General features: G+C 35.8%; 15 protein-coding genes. 11 read left to right on the plus strand and 4 right to left on the minus strand.

The features are described from left to right. The first annotated feature begins 7 nt into the window (after positions 1–7). The 10 genes from BK574_RS05395 (at position 8) to BK574_RS29170 (ending at position 11,304) form a co-directional block, all read left to right on the plus strand. Positions 8–1,621: an ABC transporter substrate-binding protein gene (locus BK574_RS05395; protein WP_078427825.1), complete on the plus strand. Its 1,614-nt coding sequence runs from the start codon at positions 8–10 to the stop codon at positions 1,619–1,621. 357 nt (positions 1,622–1,978) lie between these two features. After that, positions 1,979–2,611: an MBL fold metallo-hydrolase gene (locus tag BK574_RS05400; protein ID WP_078427826.1), complete on the plus strand. Its 633-nt coding sequence runs from the start codon at positions 1,979–1,981 to the stop codon at positions 2,609–2,611. A gap of 124 nt (positions 2,612–2,735) precedes the next feature. Further along, positions 2,736–3,473: an SDR family oxidoreductase gene (locus tag BK574_RS05405; RefSeq protein ID WP_078427827.1), complete on the plus strand. Its 738-nt coding sequence runs from the start codon at positions 2,736–2,738 to the stop codon at positions 3,471–3,473. A 157-nt stretch (positions 3,474–3,630) separates the two neighbouring features. Further along, on the plus strand, positions 3,631–4,797 hold the full coding sequence (locus BK574_RS05410) for a dihydrolipoamide acetyltransferase family protein (protein ID WP_158211544.1): 1,167 nt from the start codon (positions 3,631–3,633) through the stop codon (positions 4,795–4,797). A gap of 48 nt (positions 4,798–4,845) precedes the next feature. Next, positions 4,846–6,840, plus strand: coding sequence for a sigma-54-dependent Fis family transcriptional regulator (locus BK574_RS05415; RefSeq protein ID WP_078427829.1), 1,995 nt, complete (start codon positions 4,846–4,848; stop codon positions 6,838–6,840). Between the two features lie 20 nt (positions 6,841–6,860). Further along, positions 6,861–8,276, plus strand: a complete 1,416-nt coding sequence (gene lpdA / locus BK574_RS05420) for a dihydrolipoyl dehydrogenase (protein WP_078427830.1) — start codon at positions 6,861–6,863, stop codon at positions 8,274–8,276. A gap of 195 nt (positions 8,277–8,471) precedes the next feature. Continuing rightward, on the plus strand, positions 8,472–9,131 hold the full coding sequence (locus BK574_RS05425; RefSeq protein WP_078427831.1) for a DUF429 domain-containing protein: 660 nt from the start codon (positions 8,472–8,474) through the stop codon (positions 9,129–9,131). 502 nt (positions 9,132–9,633) lie between these two features. After that, complete coding sequence (locus tag BK574_RS05430; protein WP_078427832.1) at positions 9,634–10,434, plus strand: hypothetical protein; 801 nt, start codon at positions 9,634–9,636, stop codon at positions 10,432–10,434. Positions 10,435–10,446: 12 nt separating this feature from the next. Then, entirely contained in the window at positions 10,447–11,052 is a 606-nt protein-coding gene (locus tag BK574_RS05435) for an ATP-binding protein (protein ID WP_274379456.1), read from the plus strand. 96 nt (positions 11,053–11,148) lie between these two features. Continuing rightward, positions 11,149–11,304: a DUF5392 family protein gene (locus tag BK574_RS29170; protein WP_158211774.1), complete on the plus strand. Its 156-nt coding sequence runs from the start codon at positions 11,149–11,151 to the stop codon at positions 11,302–11,304. Positions 11,305–11,820: 516 nt separating this feature from the next. Here the strand turns inward: BK574_RS29170 and istB are convergent. The 4 genes from istB to BK574_RS05455 all read right to left on the minus strand — a co-directional run bounded on the left by istB (position 11,821) and on the right by BK574_RS05455 (position 16,281). Continuing rightward, complete coding sequence (gene istB, locus BK574_RS05445; protein ID WP_420796988.1) at positions 11,821–12,576, minus strand: IS21-like element helper ATPase IstB; 756 nt, start codon at positions 12,574–12,576, stop codon at positions 11,821–11,823. Then, complete coding sequence (istA, locus tag BK574_RS05450; RefSeq protein WP_078427834.1) at positions 12,573–14,120, minus strand: IS21 family transposase; 1,548 nt, start codon at positions 14,118–14,120, stop codon at positions 12,573–12,575. The genes istB and istA overlap by 4 nt, the downstream gene beginning before the upstream one ends. A gap of 111 nt (positions 14,121–14,231) precedes the next feature. Beyond that, entirely contained in the window at positions 14,232–14,357 is a 126-nt protein-coding gene (locus BK574_RS28740) for a hypothetical protein (RefSeq protein ID WP_274379402.1), read from the minus strand. 184 nt (positions 14,358–14,541) lie between these two features. Then, positions 14,542–16,281, minus strand: a complete 1,740-nt coding sequence (locus BK574_RS05455; protein WP_078427835.1) for an ABC transporter ATP-binding protein — start codon at positions 16,279–16,281, stop codon at positions 14,542–14,544. A gap of 281 nt (positions 16,282–16,562) precedes the next feature. Between BK574_RS05455 and BK574_RS05460 the strand changes: the two genes are divergently transcribed. Further along, a complete protein-coding gene (locus BK574_RS05460; RefSeq protein WP_078427836.1) occupies positions 16,563–17,621 on the plus strand; it encodes an LLM class flavin-dependent oxidoreductase in 1,059 nt (352 codons plus the stop codon). The last annotated feature ends 5 nt before the right edge of the window (positions 17,622–17,626 follow it).

The following is a 17,626-nucleotide window of genomic DNA, read 5'->3' on the forward strand; positions in this document are numbered from 1 at the left end:
CATTCATTTGAAAAACCAGATCGGCTTAACTAAGTTTTGCCTACTCATTTTCAGTTTGATTTTTATTTTAGCGGCTTGTACATCTCCGTCAACTTCAGAACCAACATCAAATGACTCATCTGAAAAAGAAGGTTCACCTACTTCCGAGGCATTAGAAGGAGAAAAAGTATTAAAAGTAGCACTACCTGCACCTCCTGGGAACCTTGATCCTCATTTTGTCGCGACTCACTCGGAGATGGAAATTGTCCAGCCCATTTTCAATGGGTTATTACGTTATCAACCAGGAACGGCTAGCTTTGATACGATAGAAGGAGACTTAGCTGAAAATTGGGAAGTTAGTGACGACGGATTAACCTGGACGTTTCAATTACGAGAAGGTGTTCAATGGCACAAAGGATATGGCGAGTTCACTTCTGACGATGTTAAATGGTCCATTGAAAGGGTTATGGACCCTGAAGTAGGGTCACCACAAGCGTCAATGTTTAAGTTTGTAGAAAGTGTAGAAGCTCCTGACAAATACACCGTCGAAATTACATTAAAACAACCGTATCCAGCGTTTATATTAAGTTTAGTCGTAGATGGAGTTGGTGGCGGTGCAATAATGAAAAGAGAAGCAGTAGAAGGTGGTGGAGAAGATCCTGAGAAACTAGTAGGAACGGGACCTTTTATGCTAGAAGCACATTCACCAGGTGAAAGTGCCATTTTAATTAAAAACACCGAATACTTCCGAGGCGAGCCAAAACTAGATCAAATTGAATTATATGTGATGAGAGATAATGCGGCTCGTGAGGTGGCGATGGATCGCGGTGATATTCATATGACGTACGGTGAACCCGATGGTATGTGGGTTCAACAGCGAAGCCAAAACGAAGATCTTGATATTCTAATTTCAGGACAGTCGATGATTTGGACGATTCACCTCAATAAAGAGATGGCACCAATGGATAATATTCTCGTTAGAAAAGCGATTTCCTATGCGATCGACTACGATAGTCTCATGCATTCTCTCGGGACGGATGTCGCAAGGCCCGCAAAATCCATTCTTAGTGATGGCGTTTTTGGTCATATAGAAACAGGTCAATATGAGTATAACCCTGAAAAAGCAAAAGAATTATTAGCCGAGGCAGGGTATCCTGATGGACTCACTCTTCCAGAAACATTAACACCTAATTTACCTGCTTATATACCAGTGAACAGCTTCATTCAGGAACAATTAAGACAAGTTGGTATTGAAGCCCCAATGCAGCAAGTCGATTTACCAACATGGATGCCAGCTCTTTATGGTGGACAAAATCCTTTTAACTTCCAAATAGGTGTTCAAAGGCCTCATGGAGTTCCAAATTTATTTCGAGTTTGGCATTCAGAGGGCCCTGCAAACTTTACTAAATATAGTGGATCTGACCAACTCATAGAGCAAGCGGAATTAGAGTTAGATGAGCAAAGGTCATTAGAACTAATGGCGCAAATTCAACAAGAAATAAAGGATGATTATATCTCTTTACCAATGATTGAAACAGTAATGACAAATGCCGTTAGAAAAGAAGTTGAGCTAGGGTATGAATTAATCGATACAGCTATTTATATGGCTCCAAAGTATGAAACAACCGATTTATTAAAATAAAGATGAAAGAATGAGGAGGAGGAAAAGCTCTCCTTCTCTTTTTCTCTTAACTAGCGAGCATAATCCGTCCAATAAATAAGAAATTTATTAGTAAATTTCTTATATTTGAGCAATCACAAACTCTTAGTTTTACAATAATTCCTAAATTCTCAATATAGTTGATTTTGGCATGAAAAATGCAATTAAGTTTAGTAAGGGGATGACTGAAATGACAGGAGCTGAAAAAGTCCTGGAATAGCAAAACTCTCAAATTTATTTTGAAAAAATTTATTTAATTTGATTTAGTGAATTCTCAAAAGCCACTCGAAATGCTTAATAAAACAGGGAGGAATTAAATGAATTAAGGAGGAAGTTATAGTGAAGCCGTTAATTATAAAAAAATACGTCAATGGTGAAATGAAGACAAACAGTTATGTGATTACAGATAGTGAAAAGTCCTTCTGTATAGTAATTGACCCTGGTGGAAATCCAGAAAACATTCTCAATTACATCGGTAACCAAAAAGTTGACTATATATTACTAACCCATTGTCACTTTGAACATATTTCTGGTTTAAAACAATTAAAGCGACATACAGATGCTTCAGTGATCGTTCATCATTCAGAAGCAGAATGGTTGTTGAGTCCTTCTTTAAATCTTTCAGATCAAAATGAAAATCCTTTAATCTGCGACTGGCCAGATGTAATGTTAAATGGTGATGAGTTAATAAAGTGTAGTAATTCTACGATTAAAGCCATTCACACTCCTGGTCATTCACCTGGAAGTACATGTTTTCTGTTAAATGATATGTATTTGTTTTCTGGTGATACATTATTAGCAGGGCTAGTTGGACATACGAATGGTCCGTATGGTGATAGCGTCTTATTAAAAAAATCTATTAAAACTAAATTACTCCAACTTGACGAAAGTATCATAGTATATCCAGGTCATGGGCATGAGACAACTATGCAAACAGAAAAGAAAAATAATCTATGTTCAACTATTTCTTGACCTAAAATGGTTTCTTGAAATAAAGGGATATCAAAGAACATTAACACAATAATAGAACTTACATGATATACCTTTTTAACATATAAAAATAGAATGAAAAATTAATCTAAAGGTGGAAAAAACAATGAATGTTCTCGTCATAGGTGGTTCGAAGGGGATTGGGAAAGCAACAGCGCTTCGTTTTAGCGAAAAGGATAATAATATATTCATTAATTATGCTAGTGATGATCATGCGGCAAAAGAAACGTTCGAAGAGGTAAAGCAAAAAGGGGCAAATGTTCATTTGTTAAAGGCTGATGTTGGTGATTCAGTCGCTATTAAAACAATGATGGATAAAATTAAGAATGAAGTAGATCAGCTTGATTTAATTGTTCATTGTGCAGTAGCTGTAATTCCTGGGAATGCTTTAGATTTATCGAAAGAAGAATGGGATCGGGCAGTTGCTGTTAGTAATTTTTCGATCATTGAAATAATAAAAGAAGCGATGCCTTTACTTCGTTATGGTTCGACCTTTTTAGCATTATCAAGCCGAGGAGCGACACATGCGATTGGAAATTATGCTGCGTTAGGGACAACGAAAGCTTTTACGGAAGCATTAGTTCGTTATTTAATGCTTGAACTAGCACCAAAAGGGATCCGAATTAATGTTGTATCCCCAGGCACACTTTATACGGATGCTTTGGAAAAAGTATTTCCAGGGCGAGCAGAAGAGCTCGTTAAAATGGTAAACGAAAAAAATCCTAGTAATCGTGGAATTTCGTTTGAAGATGTAACAGATACGATTGCATTTTTAGCCAGTCCACAAGCTCAAATGATTCAAGGAAGAGTTATTCATATTGATGGAGGGATTGGACTTATATAAATTGAAGTAGTAGGTAGAGTATTTTCTAAGTCAAAAGCTATAATTTATGCCTTTAATTTTTTCAATATTCACTTATTTAACCTTTTATTTAAAAAAAAGACTAGATTTAATCCTTAAAAAGGTTCAATATATAATTTATAAGATTGGAGTGGGAGTCATGATTGAAGTTAAAATGCCAAGATTAGGAGTAACAATGCAAAATGGTACGGTTTCAACTTGGTTAGTTGAAGAAGGGGATGAAGTTAATAAAGGGGATTATTTATTTGAATTAGAAACCGAAAAGTCAACTTTAGAAATTGAAGCACAAGCTTCTGGAGTTTTAAGAAAGATTATTGTTCCTGAAGATCAAGAAGTTCCTGTGAATACCGTCATTGCGATTATGACAGAAACAGCAACTGATGACTTAGATCTTTCCATTTATGAAAATGCAGTCGATACTAATGAAGCAAAAGAACAACCAAATAATAAAAACCCAGAAACAAACAGTACTTCAACACAACCTAATACTATTAGAAGAGGAAGTATTTCACCTAGAGCACGTAAGTTAGCTAAAGAACTAGGAGTAGCGATTGAAAGTATTACAGGTACTGGGAAAGATGGACTAATTACAGAAGATGATGTTCGAAATGCTGGAGGTTCAAATCATGCTATCCCGATTAAAGAAAAGATAGCATTAAATCATGTCAAAAAAGCGATGTCAGAAAATATGTCAAAGAGTTGGACAACTACTCCACAGTTCACGCAAATGGTCTCAGTTAATATGAAAAATGTATTAAGAGTTAAAAAAGAATGGAGTGACGTTTCACTTAATGATATTTTTGTAAAAGTGGTTGGAAATATAGCAAAAGAAAATTCGATTGTTAATAGTAAATTAGAGGGACAAGAAATTGTAATCTACGATGAGGTTAATGTTTCAGTAGCCGTTAATAGTCAATACGGACTTGTTGTTCCTGTTGTAAAGAACACAGAAACAAAATCAGTTTCAGACATCTCTAAAGAAATTAATCAACTTGCGAAAAAAGCCGAGACTAATCAATTAACATTAGATGACTATGCCAATGGCACAATCACTGTTTCCAATCTCGGTAGCTTAGGTATTGAAATGGGTACACCTATCATTAACATACCTCAATCGACCATTGTATTTGTAGGCAGTATTGTAAAGAAACCGATTGTAACTGATGATGACAAGATTGTAGTTGCGCCGATGATGACGCTATCGATATGTTATGATCATAGATTTATTGATGGTGTTACGGGAGCAAAGTTTACGAATGATCTTAAAAGAGCATTAGAAAATCTTGAAAGTAATGATTTAATGTAAGAGGACTGATCTTGTCCTCTTCTATCCTATGAATTAGGAGGGACTCGGTTGAAAAACAATCATTATTCTAAAAAGCATTTTCGATCTTTTAACATCTCAGAAGAAGAAAAAGTATTAAAAAATACTTGGAGAAATTACTTTAAAAAGGGAATAGACTTAGGCGAAGTAAGACCTGTTATTATGGATTCTTGGAAGCGTTCTCAAAGCTATAATATTAACCCAAACTGGGATCAAGCTACAACCATTTGTAAACAAAAAGAAATCTTGAAAAGAAGAGAAACGAATAAAGATATATTAACGTTAATCCGTCCATTTATGGATGACCTGTTTGAGATAGTTAAAGGGACAGATAGTATCATAGCTTTTGCTGATAAGGACGGCATTGTACTAGAGTTATTTGGGGATAGTGAAATTGCCTTAAATGCCGCTTCTGTTAATTTTAAAGTTGGTGTAGATATGTGCGAAAAATCTAGTGGTACCAATTCGATAGCGTTATCACTAGTACATGGGAAGGCCATACAAGTTGTTGGACCAGAACATTATTGTGTAGTCTGGCATACATCTCATTGCTCAAGTGCACCAATTAAAGATCCATATAGTAATGAAATTATCGGCGTTATAACATTAGTAGGCTACTACCGTTCAACCCACCCTCATTCATTTGGCTTGGTGCGAACGGCTGCTGATACGATTATGAGATTAATCGAACAAAATGGAATGAAAAAAGAAAAGTATATGATTAACAATTATTTTAGTGCCGCATTAAATTCAGTATCGGACGGCATTTTAATTGTTAATCGCCTAGGTGAAATCATTCGAATTAATAAAATTGCTGCTCACCTATTGAAAATTTCACTAGTAGAAAATAAAAAATATCAAATAAGCGATATTCCTCAATTAGAGCCACTTTCTAAATACATTGAAGACTCCATTTCAGGTAATGAAATTATTCTTCAAGACGAGTTAAATATGTTATATGAAGAGAAGTTCAAGTTATTATTTACTTCACGAAAAATCGTCGTTGAAGGTCAATATCTCGGAAATATTATTATTTTGAAGAAGAAAGTGAATAAAGAGCTAAAACAGCATTCAGCAAAATATAATTTCACTTCACTAATCGGTAAAGATCAAGATTTTATTAAAGCAATCAAACTAGCTTCAAAAGCTGCTAAGACTGATAAAAGCATACTCATTATCGGGGAAAGTGGTACAGGAAAGGAACTTTTCGCACAAGCCATCCATAATGAAAGTGAGAGACAATTTGAAAGTTTTGTTGCCATTAATTGTGCTGCAATTCCAAAAGATTTAATTTCAAGTGAATTGTTTGGTTATGCCGAAGGTGCCTTTACAAGTGCGGTTAAGGGTGGAAAGATGGGGAAATTTGAGGCAGCTAACGGCGGAACTATCTTCCTAGATGAAATTGGTGATATGGCTTTAGAGTTACAGGCACACCTTCTCCGAGTCTTAGAGGAAAGAGAAATTACGCCAGTCGGTTCTAATGTTTCAAAGCCCATTGATGTTAGAGTCATTGCAGCAACGAATAAAGATTTATTTTCATTAGTCGAAGAAAATAAATTCCGGTTAGACCTATTATATCGATTAAATGTCATTTCTATAAAAGTTCCACCTTTGCGAAAAAGAAAACAAGATATTGAGTTATTTATTAAACACTATTTACCTACAAAAAAGATATGTCCAAATGTTTTAAACTATTTTTATGAATATGATTGGCCAGGAAACCTTCGTGAGATGCGAAATGTTATGGAACAACTAGATATTTTTTGTGAGGAAGAAATGGTTACTGAGGAATATTTACCAGAATACATTAGAGCAGATTTTCTTGAAAAAGAAGAAAATACAAGTCTCTATCAATCCGTAGCAAATGAAACAAAGAAAGAAACGATGGTTATTGCCTTAGAGAATAGTAGTAGTGTTTCAGATGTCGCAAAAAAACTTGGAGTTTCACCAAGTACATTATATAGATGGGCAAGCGAATATCAAATTAACATGAAAGATTATTTCAAAAAAACAAAACAAGCTTAGATGTTAAAGGAGATACACTAATGGATAATAATTATGATTTGACCATCCTTGGCGGCGGAACAGGTGGATATGTTGCAGCAATTCGCGCATCACAGTTCGGTCTAAAAGTAGCTATTATTGAAAAAGGAAAGTTAGGAGGGACATGCCTTCATCGTGGATGTATACCTAGTAAATCATTGTTAAGGAGTGCTGAAGTATATTCTCATGCGAAAACAATGGATAGTTTCGGGGTTAGCGCCTCTGATGTAACATTAGACTTTTCAAAAGTCCAGGAACGAAAAGAGATGATTGTGAATCAATTATACCAAGGCGTTCAATACTTAATGAAAAAAGGACAAATTACTGTCTATAATGGGACAGGTAAAATCGTTAGTCCAAACGCTGGTGCTAGTAAATCGGTCATTCTAGAAGTTCAAAAACAAAACGGTGAAATAGTAGAACTGATTTCAAAAAACTTAATCATTGCTACGGGGTCAAGTCCAAGGGACCTCCCTGGTTTAGTAACGGATGAGGAATTTATTATTAATTCCGATCATGCACTACAACTTGAACAATTACCTTCCTCTATAGCGATTATTGGTGGAGGAGTGATTGGTATCGAGTGGGCATCGATGCTTGCTGATTTTGGTGTAGAAGTATCTGTTATTGAAACGATGGATCGAATTTTACCTCAAGAAGATCAAGAAATTTCTAAAGAAGTACAAAGAATATTAAAGAAAAAAGGGATCAAAGTGCTAACTAGTGCTAAAGTTCAAGATATTTCAAAGCAAGATGGTGAAGTAGAAGTATCATTAGACGTAAAAGGGAAAAGCAAATCTTTATCTTCAGAGAAAGTCCTACTATCTGTGGGTCGTAAAGCAAATATTGAAAATATTGGACTTGAAACTACAAGAATTGATGTTCAAAAAGGTGTAATCCAAACGAATGAATTTTGCCAAACATCGAAACCGAATGTCTATGCGATCGGGGATGTTATTGGAGGGTTACAATTAGCTCATGTAGCTTCTCATGAAGGCTTGCTTGCAGTTGAGCATATTACGAATAATAACCCTGTACCGATAGATTATAGTTCAATTCCGAAATGTGTATATAGCCAACCTCAAGTAGCAAGTGTAGGTTTAACCGAAGAGGAAGCCGTTATAAATGGTTACTCGATAAAAACTGGTAAATTTCCATTTAAAGCGATTGGAAAGGCGTTAGTTTACGGGGAAGCTGATGGATTTGCCAAAGTAGTTATTGATAATGAAACCAATAAACTATTAGGCGTCCACATGGTTGGACCAAGTGTAACAGATCTAATTTCAGAAGCAGGGCTGGCAAAGTTTCTCAATGCTACCCATTTGGACTTAGCGCACTCTATACATCCACACCCTTCGTTGAGTGAAATATTTGGTGAAGTTGCTCTAATATCAGATAATATTCCAATTCATATGTAAAAGGATGTGCTTCGTTGCCATCCTTTGATGGATTCGTCACGGTCTAACATAAAAGACTGTGATTTTCTTTTTGTACAGAAGAATTTTTTAAGAAAAACTTTACGGAAGCTACTGATTAAAAAAGGAAGTAGAAATCTGGTAAAGGCTTGAACATTTCGATAAAATGGATAAAAAACGAAGAAGAAGGTTTTTTTCATGATCGTAATTGGTATTGATCTATCTGGTCCAAGTAATCATAAAGATACGGTATTGACTGTATTTAAAAGACAAAAGGATCAATTAAAATTTATAAAACTCATTAGTAATTTAAGCGACGAAAGTCTACTACAGGAAATTTTGGAACAAAGTGAATTGGATGAAGTCGTAATTGGTATTGATGCACCTTTATCATATGAAGATGGTGGGGGCGACAGGAAGGGGGATAAGCTTCTTAGACAGTTTATCGTTTCCTTAGGAATGAAGTCTGGATCCATCATGCCACCTACATTGAATCGAATGGTTTACCTTACTTTAAGAGGAATTAAACTAACGCGAGAAATCGAAAGTCTTCACACTCGTTACCCTATTTCAATTATAGAAGTTCATCCTGGTGCAGTGATAGGATCAAGGTTTTCTCGAAGTGATATTGAGCATGTTTTATGCTACAAGCAAAATTTAACAGCGAGACAATTTATTAGAGATTGGTTAAGTAAGCAGCGCTTATCCGATCTTCCTGTTTTCATTGAAGAAGAAAGTCATTCTATTGATGCATGTGCAGCCGCATTAGGTGCGTGGCATTGTAAAGATCCTTCGTTCGGGCCTAAATGGCAACTTTCCGCTAATCCACCTCTTCATCCGTATGACTATTGCTGTTAAATAGTGTGAAAGTCATAGGTAGTTTTCTTATTTTATTAAAACGTTACATCAGTACAAAATTAATAGAGTTAATTAAGCCATTTAAGGTAAGATAAGTTATAATCCCGTCTCTTAGACTTTTTCTTTCAAAGGCTAGTGATGGGACTTTTTTCTGTTTGCTCCTTTATCCGCAGATGAAAATTTCCCAAGAAGTTTACTATTCTATTTAATAGATTTTATTATATATATTAACCTGTTCGTGATATCATTGTAGTTTGAAAGTTGTACTATTATGATAAAATTAATCTGAAACTTCTTAAGCTAGAAATTAAAGTTTAGTACGAACTAACAGATTGGAAGTAGATTATTTATATTTTTTTCAAAAGGGTTGATTATTCTATGTTACATGAATATTTTGCTGAGGTAAGAAAACGATGCCTTGAGTACGGTTTAAACCCGAATGTAATTCCTGTATTCTCAAACAGATGAACTGGCTAAAATTCAAGAAGATTATCAGGATATTTTGTCTGTTATTACGTTTTTTATTAATAAATATATAAAAAAGAATGTAGGAATCCCAATATTAGTTACGATAACAGATGATAAAGGAACGTTTATTGAATATATGGGAGACAAAAGTCTAGAACATACGGTTGTAGAGGAAGCTGGTTTACAAAAAGGTATACAGTTTACGGAAAGAAAAGCAGGGATTAGTTCAGTCCTTGCTGTAATCGATCTAGAAAGACCTGTAGAAGTAATCGGAACTGACCATTACCACCATTTTCTCCATTCTGCTGCTTGTTACAGTGCTCCATTATTTGTCAATAGAAAGTTAGTTGGTACTGTTTCCATTATGACGTTTTTGGATTTTGCTCATCCGATGATTATGACTTCTCTAGAAACGGTAGTTGATTGTATTGAAAGAGAGTTAAGCCTACTCGAACGAAACCGTTATTTAGATCAAATGAATCAAATGATGTTAGAACAGTCTACTATTGGTTATATCGTTATTGAAAAAAATGGAGAGATTGTAAGTTTAAACCCAAAAGCAAAAACAATCTTATCCGTAGTTCAACAAGAATGTAAGTTTATTCATGATATAGAACCATTTAATCATCTATTTCAACGTTTTACACAAGGTGAAATTATACAAGATTATGAGGTTGTCCTTCAAAATTCTAAAAATCTCATATGTTTAGTCGACTATTTTTCATTTTTAGATGGATGTTTAATTCAGCTTCATGATATTACAGAATATAAAAAAACAGAATCCTATATCCAAAACTCCGAAAAGCTATCGATTCTAGGACAGCTAGCTGCATAAGTCGCACATGAAATCAAGAATCCACTAACAACACTCAAGGGATTCATTCAGCTCATGCAGGAGAATCGGTATGATCAATCGTTTACTCCCGTTATGCTTAATGAAATTGAAAGAATTAACCAAATTACAAACGAATTTTTAGTTCTTTCACGACCGACTGTTCTTTCTAAAGATTGGTACGATTTTAAAAAACTATTTGTTGAAATTGAGGTTATTTTTTCAAGTTTAGCGATTTCGAAAAATATTGAAATTATACAAACCTATACCGATATCCCTCGTATCTACTGTGATGGTAACCAGTTAAAGCAAGTATTTATAAACATTGTTAAAAATAGTGCAGAAGCAGTAGGTCACAATGGGAAAATTCACTTGAAATTTCAATCATACGATGAAGAACACATTCTCATTCGTATCGAGGATAATGGGAAAGGGTTTCCAAACCATATACTCAACAAAGTCGGCCAACCATTTGTGACAACAAAGGAGAATGGGAACGGGTTAGGAATTATGGTTTGTAAACGGATCATTGAAACTATTCATTTTGGTCAATTGAATATGTACAATAATGAAAGTAACGGAGCGGTAGTAGATATTATTCTTCCTTATGCTGCAAAATAGTAGGTCGTTAATCTAAGTTTAGTATTTTCCATTATTTTATTTGTCATCTAAAAGTTACCTTTAAATTACAAAATCCAGAACTAATCGGAGCGATCCATTAGTTCTGGATTAACTAAGAATGAATTCGTACCTGAAAACGCAAGAGAGACGTACTTAGAGAGACTTCAAACAGAACCGTTTAATGCGATGACCATCTTTTGTGAGTTTCTACAACACGAAGAAAGAATAAAAAAAATGAAAGGTATTCTTTAATAGAACATACGTACTTTAAAAATCTGTACACAATTTTTGTGTACAGATTTTTTATTATGAAACTATTAAAGAAACTTATCAGGTTAATAAAAGGTTTCACTGATTATACTATATTATCTTTATTATACACCTTGATATTAAAGTAAATGGCTAAAATGATGAGTATTGCGGACAGATTGAGCCATTAGTGCGGAGATTTGAGCCACTATTTGCGGTCAACTGAGCCATTAAGTGTGGGGGCGAGAGCCACTTTTATCAAAGTAGTTAATAATATAAACAACCACTGGAACTTCACTTGCTCCAATGGCTGTTTATATTATTATTTAAATCTCTTATCTCTTATCTCTTAATTCCTTATCAATAATCTCAATAGCCCGGCTAACTAGTTCATCCTATCCTCTTCGTCGTTCCAAATGCAGGAGGGTAATAGTGTTGCCTCTAGAGCCTTCTGTATCTCATCAGGTAAATACCTATGAAGAAAATATCCAGCTGTACGATTTTCAACTTCTAGTGGAATCATTTTGATACCCTCAATCCATGACGTTCCCTCATCGAAACTTCACCATCAACTAGAATCTTATATGAATCATGAACGATTCTGTCAAGAATCGCATCTGCTATTTGTGCCTGTCCTAGTTTTGAATGCCATCCCTCAGGTGAGAATTGGGAACAGAAAATAGTAGAGGCTCTTTTGAGCCTTGCTTCAATAATCTCCAACACATGCAGTATATTTTCCTCTGAAAGCTCTGTTAGTAGCCACTCATCCAGGATTAATAAATCAATCTTTTTGTATTTCTGAATTAACTTACGGAAGCTGCCATCTGCTTCATACTTTGCTACAGCTAATTCATCTAGTAATTCTGGTAACCTTATATATTTCACTTTATAAAATTGGCGACATGCATGTACCCCAAAGGCATTGGATATCCATGTCTTTCCGTTCCCAGAGGCGCCCATTAAAATGATGTTATGGTGATTTTGAAGGTAATTCCCAGTTGCTAACTCTAATATTTGATTCTTATCCAAATTACGATCCGGATGATATTCGATATCTTCAATAGCTGCTGTTGGTTCGCTGAGTGTAGCCTGTTTAATTAGTCGTTCAAGTCGATTCGATTTACGTCTATCATATTCATAATCTACCAGGAGATTGAACCTATCATCAAAATCCATGTCCCTATAATCGTTATTCTGCTTTTGCTGCTGATATAATTCCGCCATCGCACCCATTTTCATTTCTACTAGTTTACGTAAAGTTTCTTGGTTCATTATTTTGTATCCCTCCCAAAGTATTTAGCTCCACGGACAAATCCATAGTCGTCAGATGTAGTGCGAGGTCTGTTAATATCCGTTTTTTTAGTTTGTTTTTTCTTCTTATTTCTTTCTACTACACTTTTAAAGACAGAAACCGTTGGGTTTGTTGAAATTTCAAGTAAGGTTTCTGTTGCTTTCTCTATTTCTTCATTTGGGTATTTCTTAGCTATATTCCTCAGTGTGCTAAGGCTATTTAATGCTTTTTTCTCTACATTCATTTCTAAGATATGAGAGACAAATTGAGTCATAGATGGTCCAATTGTTTCTGCCCACTTCCGGTTATTTTCTGGATTATGATCTAAATATAATCGGTGATTGTCAGGCATGTGATCTGGATTGGTCTCTAACTGGCCAATTTCACCATGTTGTCGTTTATGGGATGCAATCCGTACTTCTTTGAAGTAAACTTCAATTAAATCCGTAGTCAGTCGAACATCGACATTCTCTCGGACATAATCATATGGAACGGAATAATACATTCGATCAACTTGGATGTGGTAGTTCAGTTGAACTTTTGCTGTTTTCCATTCCGCAAGTTTATACCTTGTTTGAGGAAGCTGTTGAAGGTAGGATTTCTCTTCTTCCTCAAACACCTTTTTACGCGAACCTGGTCGCTTTTGAAATTCAGTGGTATTGATTTCTTCTAATTTTTCAAAGATTTTCTGGTTTAAATCTTGAAGATGAAAACACTGATAGTTTCTTAGTGGAGCGATAATCTGTCTGGAAATATATCCAACAGTGCCTTCGACACTCGCTTTATCTTTTGGCCTTCGAACACGGCTTGGAACAATGACAGTACGGTAGTAATCTGCCATTTCACGATAGGCTTCATTTAGAAGAGGCTCTTCCCGATGTGCTTTCGTAACCCCTGTTTTCAAATTATCAGGAACCATTGTTTCAGGAACTCCATCAAAATACTCCAATGCATGAATATGAGCGATAAGCCAATTAGCTGATTTCATATCTAAAAAAGCTTCAACATAACTGAACTGGCTATAAGGTAAGGTCGCAATAAAAACATACGCTGGAATCGTTTCGCCTGTAGAACGATCATTTATCTTTAGTGTCGTCCCAGCCCAATCTACTTCCATGACTTCACCTGGCTTTCTACGAATAGGCATAGTTAACTTATACTTTTTCGCATATTTCCCATAGTTTTCACAAAATGTACGATAGGCATAGGGAATCTTGCCGCCTTCCCGTGCCTCTGTGGAATACTCGTGATGTAACAGGGACAGGGTTACATTCTTCTTTTGTAGTTCCTTATGCACTCTTTCCCAATCAATTGGGAAGTACCCTTTCTCAACAGCCTGTTTCTCTGGGAAGAGAAACGCTTCTAGCCATGGATTGGTCATGGTGTCATTCAAGCTTTCTACACCAAGTTTTTTGGCACGTTGAACAACATCTGAAACTGTATTCCTTGAGTGCCCAGTGCTAGAACTAATCGTTCTTTGACTAACTTCTTCAAGATAAAGTTCCAGAATCTTACGGTAATTAACCATAAAAAGCCTCCTGTATAATAATGTCATGCTTGCTAGCATGCAAGGTTATTATACAGGAGGCTTTTCTTTATTCTATTTATAGTGGCGCAGCATTCCGCAAAGGGTGGCTCTTTACGCCGCAATGACTGGCTCAAAACTCCGCATAAGTGGCTCATTTTCTCTGCAATAATCAAAAATGAAAATGATTACATAGAAGATCACCCCAGTTGGGGAATTTGCAGAGAAAAATTCTAACATCTCTATCTTCACCACCTTTTATTTTAACTTTATCATTTATCCGCATAGAATTAAACGAAAATTCAGATAATTGTCACAAATAAAACTTGACAAACTTATCTATCAAAGTTTTATTTGTTAAGGCTGTAGAAAATGATTTCGTTTTCTACAGCCTTTGCAAATTCATCTTCTAAATTATCAAATTCTACAATAATTGTTGTTCAGCATATTCTCTATACAATTGGTGAGTATTTACTAATTGTTCGTGACTTCCCATTCCAGTTATTTTACCTTTTTCAATGAAAATAATCGTATCGGCATTAATAATTGTCGACAAGCGATGAGCGATAACGAAGGTCGTTCGTCCTTGCATAAGTCGTGATAGCGCTTGCTGAACAATTCCTTCCGATTGACTATCTAAACTTGCAGTAGCTTCGTCCATCATTAATATTTTCGGATCTCTTAAAAAAGCACGAGCAATCGCGATTCGTTGGCGTTGCCCACCTGACAATTTCACCCCGCGTTCTCCAACTTCAGTTTCTAATTGTTTCGGGAACTCTTTAATAAATTGATCAGCAAACGCCATCCTTGCGACTTCCCACAATTTTTCATCAGAAATTGCTTCCGAATTAGTTAGTCCATAACAAAGATTTTCACGGATCGTACCTGCCATCATCGGACTATCTTGAGAAACATAACCAATTTGCTTCCGCCAAGTTTTCATCGATAAATCATGAATCAATGTATTTCCAATCCGAATTTCGCCTGATGTTGGTTCATAAAATCGTTCTAACAATGCGAACATCGTCGTTTTTCCTCCACCGCTAGGTCCAGCAAAAGCGATCATCTGACCTGGTTGTACATCAAATGAAATACTTTTAAGTACAGGCTCTTCCTCACTATAAGCAAACGAAACATTGACTACATGAAGCGGCTTCTCTTTGATGTCTATTTCAATTCCTTCTTGACCTTCTTCGTCTTTCAAACCTAATATATCAATAATTCGTTCAGTTGCACCTTTTGCTTTTTGTAGTTGAGTAAAAAACATCATAAACGAAGTAATCGGAAAAATAATTTGAAACAAATATAGTAAAAAGGCGACTAATGATCCTGTAGACATCGAACCTTCAGCAACACGAATTCCACCATAACCAATTATTAAGACGATCACAACCATAATAATCAAATAGATAAGTGGTCCGATTAGAGCAAAGATTTTTGCTTCTTTTAAACCAAATGATAAAAGTTTTTCAATACCTGTTTTGCCTTTCGATTCTTCGACTTTTTCGGCATTTGAAGCTTTCATTAAGCGAATTTCACCAAGGGTTTGCTGAATAGACCCCGAAAACGTTGCAGTTGCATCTTGTAAACCACGTGCTATTTTGGACATTTTTCTACCTAAGGGAAACATGATCCCCAGTGTTATTGGCACAGAAAGTAGCATTAGTAACGTCATTTGCCAATCCATAATAAATAGGATAATAAGTGCGCCAATTATTGTAATTATCCCAGTGATAAACCGTGGGAAATGTTGAGAAATTAAATCTTTTACAATACCAGTGTCGTTGACAACGCGACTGACGGATTCGCCACTTGTTTTTTTATCAAAGTAATATACAGGTAAGTGGATCAGTTTAAACCACATCCGTTCTCTCAACTTAGCTACTATTTTTTGACCAACGTAAGCTAGTAAAAAAGTGGATACACCATCAATCAAAGCTTGAACAATAAATATTATTGCAATTAGTCCAAGAAGCATCAGATTTAGAGATTCCATTGAAAATCCGTCGACCAGTTCCCTGGTTAATAGAGGGATAGAAAGCCCCACTAGCGTCGTAATCAAGCTACCAATTAAGCCAAAAGTAAGAGCTATCTTTGGAATTTCAGTGGAAAGGATAAGAGAAAAAAAAGGCTTTAAACTATTTTTATTTTGTTCCTTGTTCATTCGTATCTCCTTTAAATTTGGAAGAAAGCGATACTAGGGGGAATTATATTTACATCATTCTTCCGAATACATCAATTCAATCCTTAGTGTAGCCATATGGATAGGTATTTTCAATCGATAGATACAATATTAAATAAATAATTTTATATTCACTAAGTATGCTCTTTAAATGAATGAAACTAATTTTTTGTTAAATGAAATCCACTCAGGTATGATAAAAAAGATGGTAGGTAATACATATTTTATGATTTTGGATAGATTGAAAACTAGGAGGAAAAATTGTGGAAATAGGAATCAGCACGTTCGTAGAAACAACGCCAAATCCAGCTACTGGAGAAGTTATCAGCCATGCACAAAGAATTCGAGAAGTTGTAGATGAAATTGTGCTAGCCGATCAAGTCGGTTTAGACATATTTGGTGTCGGTGAGCATCATCGCGAAGATTTCGCCGCATCATCACCTGCAGTTGTGTTAGCGGCAGCTGCTTCACAAACAAAGCGTATTCGTTTGACTAGTGCAGTGACAGTACTTTCTTCTGCAGATCCAGTAAGAGTCTTTCAAGATTTTGCTACTGTAGATGCAATTTCAAATGGGAGAGCAGAAATTATGGCAGGGCGGGGATCATTTATAGAGTCATTCCCGTTATTTGGTTATGAATTAAAGGATTACGATGAATTGTTTGAAGAAAAACTCGACTTGTTATTAAAAATTCGTAACTCTGAAAAAGTGACTTGGGCTGGTAAGCATCGATCAGCAATTCAAAATTTAGGCGTGTATCCACGTCCCGTACAAGAACCTTTGCCTGTTTGGATTGGTAGTGGTGGGAATTCAGAGTCGGTCGTTCGAGCGGGTCTTCTTGGATTACCATTGGTCTTAGCGATTATCGGTGGAAGTCCACTGCAATTTGAACCATTAGTGCAACTCTATAAAAAGGCAGTAGCTCATGCTGGCCATGACATTACAAAATTACCTATTGCCTCGCATTCACATGGATTTATCGCTGATAATACGGAAGAAGCAGCCGATAAGTTCTTCCCATCGACCCAATATGTTATGAATAAATTAGGGAAAGAGCGTGGATGGGGGCCATACACGAGAGGAAGTTTTGATGCAGCACGTAGTTTTAAAGGAGCTTTATATGTCGGTGACCCTGAAACCGTAGCGAATAAAATTATCCATCTAAGAAAAAACGTTGGGATTATTCGCTTTATGTTACACGTTCCTGTCGGTTCGATGCCACATGAAGATGTGATGAAAGCGATTAAGCTTTTAGGAACAGAGGTAGCGCCAAGGGTGCGTGAGGAAGTTTCAAAATGGGAATCAGTGGGTGCAGAAAAGTAGTGAAA

Origin of the sequence: Alkalihalobacterium alkalinitrilicum (assembly GCF_002019605.1) — a bacterium.
Classification (GTDB): Bacteria; Bacillota; Bacilli; order Bacillales; family Bacillaceae_F; genus Alkalihalobacterium; species Alkalihalobacterium alkalinitrilicum.